The organism is Chryseomicrobium imtechense (assembly GCF_041475995.1).
GTDB classification, from domain to species: Bacteria; Bacillota; Bacilli; order Bacillales_A; family Planococcaceae; genus Chryseomicrobium; species Chryseomicrobium aureum.
This window is the reverse complement of sequence record NZ_JBGOBM010000001.1, coordinates 151,336-165,486: the sequence shown is the minus strand read 5'-3', so window position 1 is coordinate 165,486 and position 14,151 is coordinate 151,336. Positions and strand designations below refer to the sequence as shown.

The following is a 14,151-nucleotide window of genomic DNA, read 5'->3' as shown; positions in this document are numbered from 1 at the left end:
TAGATGAATGAAGAAAATTAGTTTATTAGGAGCCACTGGTTCTATCGGTCAACAAACATTAGATGTATTGCGTACACATCCTGAGCAATTCGAACTTGTCGCCTTTTCTGTCGGTCAACAAGTCGATGCAGCACGTGCAATCGCTCGAGAATTCTCGGTGCCTTTGCTCTCTGTAGCAAATCAAGCAGATGTGAAAGCACTACAAGAAGATCTCCCTTCTACAGAAGTAGTCTGGGGATGCGAGGGCTTAGTAGCTGTAGCGAGTGAGTCCGGTGCGGATTTACTTGTCAACGCAGTCCTAGGAAGTGTTGGCCTACAACCTACGTTACGCGCTATTGAAAAAGGCATTACGATTGCTATAGCAAATAAAGAGACACTTGTTACAGCCGGACATCTCGTGATGGCAGCAGCAAAAAAACACAATGTAGCCATTCTTCCTGTGGATAGTGAGCATTCCGCTTTATTCCAAGCTTTAAATGGTGAAAATCCAAAGCAAATTAAGAAGTTAGTTATTACTGCTTCTGGTGGAAGTTTCCGGGATAAAACGCGTGCGGAATTAGAAGGTGTAACCGTTCAAGATGCCCTCAATCACCCGAACTGGTCGATGGGAAGTAAGATTACTATAGATTCAGCAACGATGATGAACAAAGGGCTTGAAGTCATTGAAGCACATGTACTCTTTGATATGCCGTACAGTTCCATTGACGTTGTACTTCACCGTGAGAGTATTATCCATTCCATGATTGAGTTTGTAGATACAAGTGTCATGGCGCAGTTAGGTACACCAGATATGCGTGTTCCGATTCAGTACGCTTTAACGTATCCTGATCGTCTTCCATTGCCACAAGCGAAAAGTTTGGATTTAGTGGAAATCGGTAAGTTGCATTTTGAAAAAATGGATCTAGAGCGTTACAAGGCACTTCACCTCGCAATTGAAGCAGGAAAAGCAGGTGGAACAGCAACGACTGTTTTAAATGCAGCAAATGAAGCAGCAGTAGCACTATTCTTGCAACAGAAGATTTCGTTTTTAGCGATTGACTCCTTCATTGAAAAAGCTCTTGAAGCGCATACAGTTACTGCTAATCCGACCTTAGAGACCATCTTGACAGTAGATGCTGAAACGAGAAGATTCGTCGAAAAAATGGTACACTAATCGTACTGTGAGAAATGAAGGTGGGGTAACTTGGAAACAGCAATTGCGTTTATATTAATATTTGGTTCTATTGTCTTCTTCCATGAATTGGGGCATTTTATTTTTGCAAAACGTGCTGGAATCATGGTACGAGAGTTTGCAATTGGAATGGGACCCAAACTACTTGGCTATACAAAAGGTGAAACTGTTTATACAATCCGCATGCTACCAATCGGTGGTTATGTGCGAATGGCGGGTGAAGATCTGGATGCCATTGAATTACAACCGGGTTACCGGATTGGTGTTCGCCTAAATGAAAAAAATGAAGTGGATTTACTCGTTTTAAATCAAAAGAATTACTTGCCTGACATGCAATTTTTAGAAATAGAACGTGCGGATTTAATGAACGACATGTTCATTGAAGGATACGATGAGTCCGAAACATTTGTCCGTTACACGATTGCTCGTGATGCAAAAGTGAATGAGTCGGGCAGAGTTTCATTAATTGCACCGTATGATCGTCAGTTCCACTCGAAAACGGTAGGGCAGCGTTCACTAGCTATTTTTGCAGGACCTTTATTCAATTTCATTTTAGCGTTTCTTGTGTTTACAGCACTTGCAATCTTCCGCGGAATTCCAACTGATGAGCCGCTGATTAGCTCGGTAGTTGACGATTCACCAGCGGCAGTTGCAGGACTTGTTCAAGGCGATGAAGTGACAGCAATTGACGGAGAGTCTGTTGCAAGTTGGTCAGAGCTTGCCCTTATCATTCAAGAGAATCCTGAGACACCTCTAACATTTGATGTGGAACGCGATGGACAACCTCTATCTCTTGAAATAACGCCCAATGCAGTAGAGAACGGGGAACAAGTCATTGGACAAATCGGCGTTCAAAGTCCACTAGAAAAGTCGATTTTAGGTTCTTTTGCGTACGGGGCAACCCAAACGTACGAATGGACTGTGTTGATTTTCCAACTTCTCGGTAACTTGATTACGGGTCAATTTTCTATCGATGATCTCTCAGGACCAGTAGGAATTTATAAAGCAACAGAAGAAGTAGCGAAGTTCGGAATCTTTAATTTGATGAACTGGACTGCTGTGTTGAGTATTAACTTAGGAATTATGAATTTACTTCCTCTTCCAGCACTTGACGGAGGTCGCTTGTTGTTCTTCGGATTCGAAGCACTTCGGGGCCGACCCGTTGATAAGCAACGTGAAGGAATGGTCCACTTTGTCGGGATTATGTTACTGATGGTTCTCATGATCGTTGTTACGTGGAATGATATCCAACGATTTTTCTTTTAATGATGTCTAAGGGAAAGTTCACAAGTTGAACTTTCCTTTATTTTTACGGCAAGGGGGGATGTTCGTGCAAACGAATAAAATGAAGATGTTGCTACTTTTGCAACAATTAGAATTAGAAGAGGAAGCATATTTAGATGCTTTCGATAGTTATGAGCTTGAGAAACTGACTGTACATAAAAAAGAGCGCGTATGGTGTTTTCGGCTGACGGGTGAAAAAGCATTGCCAGGACCTATTTTTCATGAATTCAAAAATCGATTAGTCGAACGCTTTAAAGGAATTGCCATTGTCGAACTTGAAATAGCTTTGACAGGTGACTATCAACTAGCAGAAGTCATTCCGGCTTATTGGTTAGATGTTGTAGAATCATTCTATGAGATGAGTCCACCTTTAAAAGAATTGCTTGCATCTCAAGTGCCTCAAGTAGAGGGCCAGCTAGTCAAAGTGAAATGCGCACAAGAACTGGAACTTCGCACGTTGCAGACCAAATATTTCCCTAATCTTGCAGCTGCCTATAAAAAGCTTGGCATTGAAAATGTGCGTTTTGATTGTATTTTAGATGAGAATCCAGAAAAACTTGCAGAGATGCAACGTCAATTCCATGAGCAAAAGCGTGCAGAAGAAGAAGCGCTTAGCCGCAAAGCACTTGAAGACCAGATGAACCGCGAGCAGTCTTCGGGTGAATCAAGTGTACCTGAAGGACCGTTCCAATTAGGAGTCCAAATTAAACAGGATGAACCTATCGTAGAAATTCGACGCATCCAAGATGAAGAACGTCGTATTACAGTTGAAGGCTTTGTATTTGATGTTGAAATTAAAGAGCTTCGTAGTGGTCGTTCACTACTTACAGCAAAAATTACGGATTATACAGACTCCATTCTTGTCAAAATGTTCTCACGAGACAAGGAAGATGTGCAGATGATGGAGCGACTGAAAAAAGGTATGTGGATCCGAACGCGTGGATCGATTCAAAACGATACGTTTGTGCGTGATTTGATTATGATGTCTCAAGACATGATGGAAATTCGCCCAGAAGTGAAGCAAGACAAAGCACCTGAAGGTAAAAAACGCGTAGAGCTCCACATGCATTCACCTATGAGTGCGATGGATGCGGTAACGCCTGTAGGGGAACTTATCAAACAAGCTGCCAAATGGGGGCATCCTGCAATTGCAATCACAGATCACGGGAATGTCCAAGCGTTTCCTGATGCCTATGCAGCTGGGAAAGCGAATGGTATTAAAGTTATATTTGGCTTAGAGGCGAATCTTGTTCATGACGGTGTGCCGATTGCCTATGACGCAATCGACCAGTCACTTGAGCATGCAGAGTTCATCGTATTTGACGTGGAGACGACAGGTCTTTCTGCGACTTACGATAAAATCATCGAGCTTGCTGCAGTGAAAATTCGAGATGGAAATATAGTGGATAAGTTTGAACGCTTTGTAAATCCGCATCAAACACTTTCCGCAACGACGATTGAGTTGACAGGTATCACGGATGATATGGTGAAAGATGCACCGGAACTTGCTCAAGTGACAAAAGAATTCCATGAATTTATCGGTTCTGGAATTGTGGTCGCTCACAATGCTTCATTTGATATGGGCTTTTTATATGAGGCGTACCGTCAAAGTGGCGTTGAGACGTTTGACCATCCAGTAATAGATACATTAGAACTTGCCCGTTTTTTGCATCCAGAAATGAAAAATCATCGACTTGGTTCTTTAGCGAAGAAATTTAATATCGAACTTACACAAGCTCACCGCGCAATTTATGACTGTGAGGCTACGGGTTATTTACTTCTTCATTTATTAAAAGAGGCTGAACAACAAGGAATCACCAATCACAATCAATTGAATGATTACGTAGGAGAAGGCGACGCGTATAAGCGAGGGCGGCCGTCACATTGTACAATTCTTGCCATAAACGACGAAGGATTAAAGAATCTCTTTCATCTAGTATCGATTTCGCACGTTCAGACATTCTATCGTGTCCCCCGCATTACTCGTTCTACTTTACAAAAATACCGAAAAGGTTTACTGATCGGGTCAGGCTGTGACAAAGGAGAAGTGTTTGAGGGATTGATGCAAAAACCGCTCGAGCAAGTGGAGCAAATAGCAAAGTTTTATGATTACTTAGAAGTGCATCCGAAAGAAGTATATCAGCATTTGATTGAACTAGAACTCGTGCGTGATGAATGGAACTTAGAAGACATCATCCGCAAAATGATCAAGTTAGGGAAACGTGTCAATAAACCGGTTGTTGCCACGGGGAATGTTCACTATTTAACGGAAAATGATGCAATTTATAGAAAGATTTTAGTGAGTGGTATGGGGGGAGCAAACCCATTGAACCGCCATGAGCTCCCGAAAGTGCATTTCCGAACAACAGATGAGATGTTACAAGCATTTGATTTTTTAGGTGCAGAAACAGCGCACCAAATCGTAGTAGAAAACTCTCAAGCAATTGCCGAACGTATCGGAGAAGTCAAACCAATCAAAGATGATTTGTTTGCACCGAAGATTGAAGGGTCAGATGATGAGATTAAAGAATTGACCTATACGCGGGCGAAAGAGCTATATGGAGATGAATTACCTGAAATCGTGTCGGCTCGTATTGAAAAAGAATTGACGTCAATTATTGGTCACGGTTTTGGTGTTATTTATTTAATTTCACACAAACTTGTGAAGAAGTCTCTCGACGATGGCTATCTCGTAGGGTCACGTGGGTCTGTTGGTTCGTCGCTAGTCGCGACTTTGACGGATATCACAGAAGTGAATCCACTGCCACCGCACTATGTCTGCCCAGAATGTAAAAAATCGGAGTTCTTCCAAGACGGATCAGTCGGTTCGGGATATGATCTTCCGGATAAAGAATGTCCAGACTGCCAAGTGTTGTATCGAAAAGACGGTCAAGATATTCCGTTTGAGACGTTCCTTGGATTTAAAGGTGACAAAGTCCCTGATATCGATTTGAACTTCAGTGGAGAATATCAACCAACAGCACACAATTATACGAAAGAACTGTTCGGTGAAGACAATGTGTTCCGTGCAGGGACGATTGGTACGGTTGCTGAGAAGACTGCATATGGCTATGTCAAAGGCTATGCATCCGATCATAATTTGATTATGCGCGGAGCGGAAGTGGACCGGCTTGTAAAAGGGTGTACCGGCGTCAAACGATCGACTGGACAACACCCGGGTGGAATTATCGTAGTCCCTGATTACATGGACATCTACGATTTTTCACCAATTCAGTTCCCGGCAGATGCACAGGACTCGAGTTGGAAAACGACACATTTTGATTTCCATTCGATTCATGACAACTTGTTAAAACTTGATATACTCGGTCACGATGATCCGACCGTAATTCGTATGCTGCAAGACCTTTCGGGGATTGATCCAAAAACCATTCCAACGGATGATCCGGAAGTTATGAAGATTTTTAGTGGGACAGAATCATTGGGTGTCACGCAAGAACAAATTGACTGCAAAACCGGAACGCTTGGAATTCCGGAATTTGGTACGCGCTTTGTTCGTCAAATGTTAGAAGAGACTAAGCCATCGACATTTTCAGAACTTGTCCAGATTTCAGGCTTATCTCACGGGACAGACGTTTGGCTTGGCAATGCGCAAGAACTGATTCAAGCGGGTACATGTCAGTTAAGTGATGTAATTGGGTGTCGAGATGACATCATGGTCTACCTTATCTATCAAGGATTAGAGCCGTCACTCGCATTTAAAATTATGGAGTCCGTGCGAAAAGGGAAAGGGTTAACACCAGAGTTTGAAGGCGAAATGAAGAAAAACAATGTTCCGGGATGGTATATCGACTCATGTAAAAAAATCAAATACATGTTCCCGAAAGCCCACGCCTCAGCGTATGTGTTGATGGCTGTTCGGATTGCTTTCTTTAAAGTGCATTTCCCAATCCTCTATTATGCAGCTTACTTTACAGTACGTGCATCAGATTTTGATTTGCAGGCAATGGTCAATGGCTCGCAAACGATTCGCGCACGCATTCAAGAAATTAATGCAAAAGGATTGGAAGCTAGCCCGAAAGAGAAGAGTTTGCTAACCGTACTAGAAATTGCACTTGAAATGTCTGAGCGAGGCATTCGTATGCAAAAAGTGGACCTTTATAAGTCAAAGGCTACAGAGTTTGTCATAGAAGGCACTACACTGATCCCGCCATTTAATGCTGTACCTGGACTTGGTACGAATGTTGCACTTCAAATCGTCCGTGCTCGTGAAACAGGTGAATTCTTATCAAAAGAAGATTTACAACAACGAGGCAAGGTGTCTCGAACGATTATTGACTATTTAGATTCCCTCGGATGTTTAGAAGGAATGCCGGATGCGAATCAATTGTCTTTATTTTAGCTACAATTTGCGTATGCCTCTCATATATGGTATGATTGGCATACGAATGGTAGATAACTTTTGCGCAAAGAGTGGGATTTCCCGCTCTTTTCTGTTGTTTAAAGACAAAAGTAAGGAGGATTTTATGCAAGAGATAGCCACAAAAATTGAGGGAATGATTGCTCCGATCGTTGCCGAAATGAATCTTGAATTAGTAGATGTTGAGTATGTAAAAGAAGGCCGTGACTGGTTTTTGCGCATTTATGTCGATGTTCCAGGTGGTGGAATTGACATTGAACAATGTGCACGTGTAAGTGAGCGAGTGAGCGAACTACTCGACGAAAAAGACCCAATAAAAGAAAACTATTTTCTTGAAGTGTCATCACCAGGCGCTGAACGCCCTCTAAAAAAAGAAGAGGACTACGTGCAAGCAGTTGGAGAATATGTTTTCTTCAAAACCTATGAGCCGATTGACAACCGCAAAGAATTTGAAGGTACGTTAAAAAGTTATTCTAAGGAAGAGGGAGCAGTAATCGAGTATCGTGATAAAACACGTGTCCGCACTGTTACGATTCCTCGCGATAAGGTTGCACTAGCGCGTCTAGCGATTGATTTTTAAGCATACTAGGTAAAATAAGGAGTGATAGCTGTGAGTAGCGAACTATTAGATGCCTTGACGGCTCTTGAACAACAAAAAGGAATTAAGCGTGATGTATTGATTGAGGCGATTGAGGCAGCACTTGTTACTGCATACAAACGTAATTTTAATCAAGCGCAAAACGTGCGAGTGGATATCAATCTTGACTCTGGATCTATGATTGTTTATTCCCGTAAAGATGTAGTGGAAGAAGTAGAAGATGAGCGTTTACAAGTTTCTCTTGAAGATGCACATCAAATCAATCCACATTATCAAGTTGGAGATGTTATTGAAGAAGAAGTGACACCTCGTAACTTTGGTCGTATTGCAGCGCAAACAGCAAAGCAAGTTGTAACACAACGTGTTCGTGAAGCTGAGCGCGGATTGATCTACGAAGAATATGTGGATCGTGAAGAAGATATCGTCAACGGAATTGTAGAGCGCCTAGACGCACGAAACATTTACGTAGGACTAGGTAAAGTAGAGGCTGTTCTTCCAGCGAATGAACAGATTCCTTCAGAAACATACCGTCCGCATGACCGAATCAAAGTGTTTATCACAAAAGTTGAGCGTACTACACGCGGACCTCAAGTATTTGTTTCTCGAACACATCCTGGATTACTTCGCCGTCTGTTTGAGATGGAAGTGCCAGAAATTTACGATGGAATTGTTGAAATTAAATCGATTGCACGTGAGGCGGGAGACCGTTCTAAGATCTCAGTAGTTGCACATAACGAAGATGTAGATCCAGTTGGTTCTTGTGTTGGAGCAAAAGGTGCTCGCGTACAAACGATTGTAAACGAACTCGGTGGCGAAAAAATCGATATCGTAGAGTGGTCTGAAGATCCAGTACAATTTGTAGCAAATGCATTAAGCCCATCACAAGTCTTAGATGTACAAGTAAACGACGACGATAAATCTACAACAGTAGTTGTTCCAGATTTCCAATTATCGCTAGCTATTGGAAAGCGCGGACAAAATGCGCGTCTTGCAGCAAAATTAACTGGCTGGAAAATTGATATTAAGAGCGAAACAGATGCACGAGAACTAGGTATTTACCCACGTGCGTATGAAGAACAAGAAGATCTCGAAGACTTTGTCCAAGACGAAGAGTTCGATTTTTATAAAGACTAAGTTAAAGAAGGTGTCTGCATATGGCAATCCAAAAAAAGATCCCCATGCGCAAATGTGTGGCAACCAATGAAATGTTTCCGAAGAAAGAAATGATTCGTGTTGTGCGGTCAAAAGAAGGAGACGTTTCTGTAGACCCGACTGGTAAGAAATCAGGTCGCGGCGCTTATCTTTCGAAATCGTTAGATGCGGTTGAAGCGGCGAAAAAGAAAAATTCATTAGGCAATCAATTAGAAGTCGCGATTCCACCTTCTATCTATGATGAATTGATCGTATTGATTGAGCGTGAAAAGTTAAAATGACACGTGAAGAGCAAATTACAAACCTTATAGGTCTCGCAACTAGAGCTCGCAAACTTGTCACAGGTGAAGAGCTAGTGATTCGAGAAGTAAGAAGGCAACAAGCCAAGCTGGTCATATTAGCGACGGATGCATCAGCTAATACAGCAAAAAAAGTGACTGATAAGTGTGCATCATACAACGTTGATTTAGGTGTCTTCGGAAATCGATATGATTTGGGACATGCAACCGGGAAAGAAGCCCGAGTTGTTTTAGCAATTATGGATAATGGTTTTGCGAAAAAATTGGCATCACTAATCAACGAATATAACCGGGGGTGAGCGAATGACGAAAATCAGAGTTCATGAATACGCCAAAAAAGTAAATAAATCAAGCAAAGATGTCATTACAGAGCTTGAAAAATTAAATGTGAAAGTTACGAATCATATGTCAACGATCGAATCCGATACAGTAAAACAATTAGATTCTAAATTCACACCAAGCCGTCCACAAGGCCAAGGACAACAACGTCCACAAGGCCAAGGACAACAACGTCCACAAGGCCAAGGACAACAACGTCCACAAGGCCAAGGACAACAGCGTCCACAAGGTCAAGGACAACAGCGTCCACAAGGTCAAGGACAACAGCGTCCACAAGGTCAAGGACAACAACGTCCGCAAGGCCAAGGACAAACACCAAGCCGTCCACAAGGCCAAGGTACTGCACCTAACCGCGGTCCACAAGGCCAGAATCGCCCGAACTCAGGTGGCGGTGGCCGTCCAGGCGGAAATCGTGGTGGATTCCAAGGGCGTCCAGGTGGCAATCGACCACACCGACGCAAAAAGAATTCAACACCAGTTCAACCACCAGTTCCACGTAAAGAGCGTGAACTACCAGCAAAAATTACGTTCACAGAGTCGCTCTCTGTACAAGAACTTTCAAAAAAATTAGGTCGCGAGCCAGCTGAACTGATCAAAAAGTTATTTATGCTCGGCATTATGGCTAACATCAACCAACAGCTTGATAAAGATACAATCGAATTAATCTGTGCGGACTATGGTGTAGAAGTAGAAGAAGAAATCAAAGTCGATATTACAGACCTTGAAGTACACTTCGAGAACGAAGAAGAGAGCGAAGCGGATTTAAAAGAGCGTCCGCCAGTTGTAACAATCATGGGTCACGTTGACCACGGGAAAACTACACTTCTTGACTCGATTCGTAATTCAAAAGTTACTTCTGGAGAGGCAGGCGGTATTACACAACATATCGGTGCTTACCAAGTAACGGATGAAAACGGCAAAAAAATTACATTCTTAGATACTCCTGGTCACGCAGCGTTTACTACAATGCGTGCACGTGGAGCAAAAGTTACGGATCTAACAATTTTAGTTGTAGCAGCAGATGATGGCGTTATGCCACAAACGGTTGAGGCAATCAACCACGCGAAAGCTGCAGAAGTTCCAATTATTGTAGCAGTAAACAAAATGGATAAACCATCTTCAAATCCAGATCGCGTTATGCAAGAGTTAACGGAACATGGTTTAGTTCCTGAAGATTGGGGCGGAGATACAATCTTTGTACCAATTTCAGCTTTAAAAGGTGATGGAATAGATACATTACTTGAAATGGTACTTCTTGTATCTGAAGTGGCTGAGTTAAAAGCGAATGCTAAGCGCAAAGCAATCGGTACTGTTATTGAAGCGCAACTTGATAAAGGTCGCGGTTCAGTAGCTACTCTACTTGTTCAAGACGGGACATTACGTGTTGGAGATCCAATCGTAGTAGGTCATGCATATGGACGTGTTCGTGCAATGGTCAATGAGACAGGTCGTCGATTAAAAGAGGCGGGTCCTTCTACTCCTGTAGAAATTACAGGATTGAATGAAGTGCCACTTGCAGGAGATCGTTTCGTTGTATTCGAAGACGAAAAAACTGCTCGTCAAGTTGGTGAATCACGTGCATCTACAGCGATTCAAGAACAGCGTTCAGAGAAAACGCGTGTAACACTTGATAACTTATTTGATCAAATGAAACAAGGCGAAATGAAAGAGCTAAACTTGATTGTAAAAGCTGACGTACAAGGTACAGTGGAAGCAATGGCAGCTGCTCTCATGAAGATTGAAGTCGAAGGCGTAAACGTCCGTATCATCCATACTGGCGCTGGCGCAATCACGGAATCTGACATTTCACTTGCTGCAGCTTCTAATGCAATTGTTATCGGATTCAATGTACGTCCAGATACAAACGCAAAACGTGCTGCGGAAGAAGAAGGCGTAGATATTCGCTTGCACCGTATTATTTACAAAGTAATTGAAGAGATTGAATTCGCAATGAAAGGGCTACTTGACCCTGAATTCGAAGAAAAAATCATTGGTCAAGCAGAAGTTCGTGAGACATTCAAAGTTTCTAAAGTTGGTACCATTGCAGGTTCTTATGTCACAGAAGGAAAAATCACTCGTGACTCTGGCGTCCGTGTGATTCGAGACGGCATCGTAATCTTCGAGGGCGAACTAGATACATTGAAACGCTTTAAGGATGATGCGAAAGAAGTAGCACGTGGCTACGAGTGTGGTATCACAATCAAAGGATTTAATGATGTAAAAGAAAACGATATTATCGAAGCCTACATCATGCAAGAAATCGTACGTAAATGATCCTCTATCTCGAGTGTGAATTTATTCTGCCAAATGTGCACACCCTAAAAGAAAAGCGGGCAGTACTTCAGCGAATGTTGAAACGCACGAGTCAAAAATACAATGTCGCTGTCAGTGAATTGGACTTCCAAGACCTCTGGCAACGCACCAAAGTCGGAGTTGTGACGGTCTCTTCTGACCGTCGTCACTCTGAGCGCGAGCTCCACCGAGTGCTCGAGTTTTTAGAATCAAACTCTGAATGGGAATGTCTTCATTACCAAATTTTAGAGCTGTAATTGAGGTGAAGAAAATGTCGATGAGATCAAACCGTGTTGCGGAACAAATGAAAAAGGAAATCGCAGATATCCTAAAGCGTAAAGTGAAAGACCCACGCGTAGAATTTGTGACGGTCACTGACGTAGAAGTAACTGGTGACCTTCAACAGGCCACTGTTTATGTCACTGTGTTAGAAAACGAGCAGGAAGCACTGAAAGGTCTTGATAAGGCAAAAGGAATCGTTCGCTCTGAAGTAGGAAAACGTATCCGTCTTCGCAAAACACCTGAGCTTGCTTTCCAGATTGACGAATCAATCGCTTACGGAAATCATATAGATAACCTTTTGCGAAAACTAAATCAGCAAGATTAATCTGAAGCCTGCCTCCACTAGAGGCGGGCTTTTTTGTAAGGAGGGGTAGTATGCATGAATTAGAAGGAATTTTGCCGCTATGGAAAGAATCGGGCATGACTTCGCATGATTGTGTATTTAAATTACGTAAGATTTTAAAGATGAAACGAATCGGTCATACTGGCACTTTAGATCCGGACGTAGAAGGTGTACTTCCTATTTGTGTAGGACAAGCCACTAAAGTGGCGGAGTATGTGATGGCACAAGGGAAAGCATACAGAGCAACAGTGTCACTCGGAGCTTCTACGACTACTGAAGATGCCTCTGGTGAAGTGGTTGCGCGAGCACAAGGTCCTGTAGCAATCACAAAAGAGGAGCTGCTTTCTGCATTAGCAGAACTTACGGGCACAATCACCCAAACTCCACCCATGTATTCAGCAGTGAAAGTGAATGGTCGTCGCCTCTATGAATACGCGCGAGAAGGAAAAGTGATCGATCGTCCGAGTCGTGAAGTGACGATTCATACCCTTGAACTTATTGAAGAACCTAAGCAGTGGAGTGGCGATGAACTTACTTTTGTCGTAGATGTTGCATGTAGCAAAGGGACATACATTCGAACACTTGCTGTTCAAATAGGAGAGCTTCTCGGTGTTCCAGCGCATATGAAAAAGCTCGTTCGTACAAATGCTGGCGGTTTTGAATCCTCTGAAGCCGTTACACTAGCTGAGCTCGCTGAACTGTTTGAAAATGATCAAATCCAATCTGTGTTACAACCCATTGAACGTTCGTTAAAAGAGTGGCCGTATCATGAAATCCCGGTAGATCTTGAAAAAGCTTTTTCAAATGGGCAAGTTGTTCCTGCTCACACGGACTTACAAATTCATGATAAGATTGTAATTGGAAAAAATGGAGTAGCGCATGCGGTTTATCGAGCGCATCCAGAAAAGCCAGGTTACATGAAACCTGAAAAAATGTTTACACGTCCGGAGATGGAAATCCAATGATTACCCAGTACATCACTTATCCCTCAAAAATGCCTGCTCCTGATAAAGTAGGATATGCACTTGCACTAGGCTTTTTTGATGGATTACATAAAGGGCACCAACAATTGATCAACCAAGCGGTAAAAAGTGCAAAAACGAATGCGCTGCGTAGTGCCGTCATGACATTTGATCCGCACCCTTCAGTCGTACTTGGGGGGAAAAAAGAAGATATCTTCTATATAACACCACTTAAACAAAAACTTGAATTACTTGAAGAGCAAGGTGTAGACACTGTTTTTGTTGTTCGTTTCACATCGGACTTTGCACGGTTATCACCAGAGACATTTATCGAGCAATTTATTTTGGGCTTAAATGTGCGTCATGTCATTGGCGGGTTTGACTTTTCGTTTGGAGCGTTTGGAAAAGGTTCTATGGAGCTTATGAAGACGTACGAATCAGAACAGTTGAACGTCACGACGATTGACAAATTTTCGCAAGATGGTGAAAAGGTCAGCTCTACACGTATCCGCGGGGAATTAAAAGAGGGCAATATGCAACAAGTATGTGAACTTCTAGGACGACCATTCCAGCTTGATGGGGTAGTCGTACACGGAGATAAGCGCGGCCGCACTATTCAGTTCCCCACAGCGAATGTAGAACCAGACGAAGGACAATTCATACCAGCAACTGGTGTTTACGCCGTCCGTATGAAAGTACAAGACCAATGGATTGATGGAGTATGTAACGTTGGCTATAAACCAACAGTCCAATCCGAGAAGAAATTGTCAATTGAAGTTCATTTGTTCGATTTCGATCGCGATATATACGGTGAAGAAGTGCGCATTCATTGGTACTATCCGATTCGCAAGGAACAAAAGTTTCCATCACTTGATGCATTAAAAGTTCAGATTGAAAAAGACAAAGACCAAGCGATTCGATTATTGGCCGCTGAAGGCTTGCAACCCTAACTGCAGTCTGCTATACTGATTCAGTACGTCTTGTACTTAACCTTATCTTGGCTTTTCGATTCTCCAACGATTGCTCAGGTACAGGGGATATTTTATTTTCT

Annotated in this window: 12 protein-coding genes; all 12 read left to right on the top strand. The window is 42.6% G+C overall.

The window, feature by feature from the left end; all coding sequences use genetic code 11:
- Positions 1 to 7 precede the first annotated feature (7 nt).
- Complete coding sequence (gene dxr / locus AB5N96_RS00825; RefSeq protein ID WP_499704416.1) at positions 8 to 1,153, top strand: 1-deoxy-D-xylulose-5-phosphate reductoisomerase; 1,146 nt, start codon at positions 8 to 10, stop codon at positions 1,151 to 1,153.
- Between the two features lie 30 nt (positions 1,154 to 1,183).
- Complete coding sequence (rseP, locus tag AB5N96_RS00820) at positions 1,184 to 2,437, top strand: RIP metalloprotease RseP (RefSeq protein WP_204589054.1); 1,254 nt, start codon at positions 1,184 to 1,186, stop codon at positions 2,435 to 2,437.
- A 58-nt stretch (positions 2,438 to 2,495) separates the two neighbouring features.
- The gene (locus AB5N96_RS00815) at positions 2,496 to 6,815 is read left to right on the top strand and encodes a PolC-type DNA polymerase III (protein WP_499704415.1); all 4,320 of its coding nucleotides are present in this window, start codon (positions 2,496 to 2,498) and stop codon (positions 6,813 to 6,815) included.
- A gap of 124 nt (positions 6,816 to 6,939) precedes the next feature.
- A complete protein-coding gene (gene rimP, locus AB5N96_RS00810) occupies positions 6,940 to 7,413 on the top strand; it encodes a ribosome maturation factor RimP (RefSeq protein WP_204589056.1) in 474 nt (157 codons plus the stop codon).
- A 30-nt stretch (positions 7,414 to 7,443) separates the two neighbouring features.
- Positions 7,444 to 8,565, top strand: a complete 1,122-nt coding sequence (gene nusA / locus AB5N96_RS00805; protein ID WP_204589057.1) for a transcription termination factor NusA — start codon at positions 7,444 to 7,446, stop codon at positions 8,563 to 8,565.
- 20 nt (positions 8,566 to 8,585) lie between these two features.
- Positions 8,586 to 8,864 (top strand): RNase P modulator RnpM, encoded by a 279-nt coding sequence (gene rnpM / locus AB5N96_RS00800; protein WP_204589058.1) that lies wholly within the window; start codon positions 8,586 to 8,588, stop codon positions 8,862 to 8,864.
- On the top strand, positions 8,861 to 9,181 hold the full coding sequence (locus AB5N96_RS00795) for a YlxQ family RNA-binding protein (RefSeq protein WP_392456284.1): 321 nt from the start codon (positions 8,861 to 8,863) through the stop codon (positions 9,179 to 9,181). Before rnpM ends, AB5N96_RS00795 begins: the two co-directional genes overlap by 4 nt.
- A gap of 4 nt (positions 9,182 to 9,185) precedes the next feature.
- Positions 9,186 to 11,495: a translation initiation factor IF-2 gene (gene infB / locus AB5N96_RS00790; protein ID WP_499704414.1), complete on the top strand. Its 2,310-nt coding sequence runs from the start codon at positions 9,186 to 9,188 to the stop codon at positions 11,493 to 11,495.
- Positions 11,492 to 11,770, top strand: a complete 279-nt coding sequence (locus AB5N96_RS00785; protein WP_204589061.1) for a DUF503 domain-containing protein — start codon at positions 11,492 to 11,494, stop codon at positions 11,768 to 11,770. The genes infB and AB5N96_RS00785 overlap by 4 nt, the downstream gene beginning before the upstream one ends.
- Positions 11,771 to 11,784: 14 nt before the next feature.
- Positions 11,785 to 12,120 (top strand): 30S ribosome-binding factor RbfA, encoded by a 336-nt coding sequence (gene rbfA, locus AB5N96_RS00780; protein WP_204589062.1) that lies wholly within the window; start codon positions 11,785 to 11,787, stop codon positions 12,118 to 12,120.
- 50 nt (positions 12,121 to 12,170) lie between these two features.
- Positions 12,171 to 13,103, top strand: coding sequence for a tRNA pseudouridine(55) synthase TruB (truB, locus tag AB5N96_RS00775; RefSeq protein WP_499704413.1), 933 nt, complete (start codon positions 12,171 to 12,173; stop codon positions 13,101 to 13,103).
- Complete coding sequence (locus AB5N96_RS00770) at positions 13,100 to 14,050, top strand: bifunctional riboflavin kinase/FAD synthetase (RefSeq protein WP_499704412.1); 951 nt, start codon at positions 13,100 to 13,102, stop codon at positions 14,048 to 14,050. Before truB ends, AB5N96_RS00770 begins: the two co-directional genes overlap by 4 nt.
- Positions 14,051 to 14,151 lie beyond the last annotated feature (101 nt).

Bases quoted from the DNA above. Each gene is read 5' to 3' on its own strand.
- AB5N96_RS00785 (WP_204589061.1), top strand. From the start codon at position 11,492: ATGATCCTCTATCTCGAGTGTGAATTTATTCTGCCAAATGTGCACACC.
- rbfA (WP_204589062.1), top strand. From the start codon at position 11,785: ATGTCGATGAGATCAAACCGTGTTGCGGAACAAATGAAAAAGGAAATC.
- rimP (WP_204589056.1), top strand. From the start codon at position 6,940: ATGCAAGAGATAGCCACAAAAATTGAGGGAATGATTGCTCCGATCGTT.
- infB (WP_499704414.1), top strand. From the start codon at position 9,186: ATGACGAAAATCAGAGTTCATGAATACGCCAAAAAAGTAAATAAATCA.
- rnpM (WP_204589058.1), top strand. From the start codon at position 8,586: ATGGCAATCCAAAAAAAGATCCCCATGCGCAAATGTGTGGCAACCAAT.
- truB (WP_499704413.1), top strand. From the start codon at position 12,171: ATGCATGAATTAGAAGGAATTTTGCCGCTATGGAAAGAATCGGGCATG.
- AB5N96_RS00815 (WP_499704415.1), top strand. From the start codon at position 2,496: ATGTTCGTGCAAACGAATAAAATGAAGATGTTGCTACTTTTGCAACAA.
- AB5N96_RS00795 (WP_392456284.1), top strand. From the start codon at position 8,861: ATGACACGTGAAGAGCAAATTACAAACCTTATAGGTCTCGCAACTAGA.
- dxr (WP_499704416.1), top strand. From the start codon at position 8: ATGAAGAAAATTAGTTTATTAGGAGCCACTGGTTCTATCGGTCAACAA.
- AB5N96_RS00770 (WP_499704412.1), top strand. From the start codon at position 13,100: ATGATTACCCAGTACATCACTTATCCCTCAAAAATGCCTGCTCCTGAT.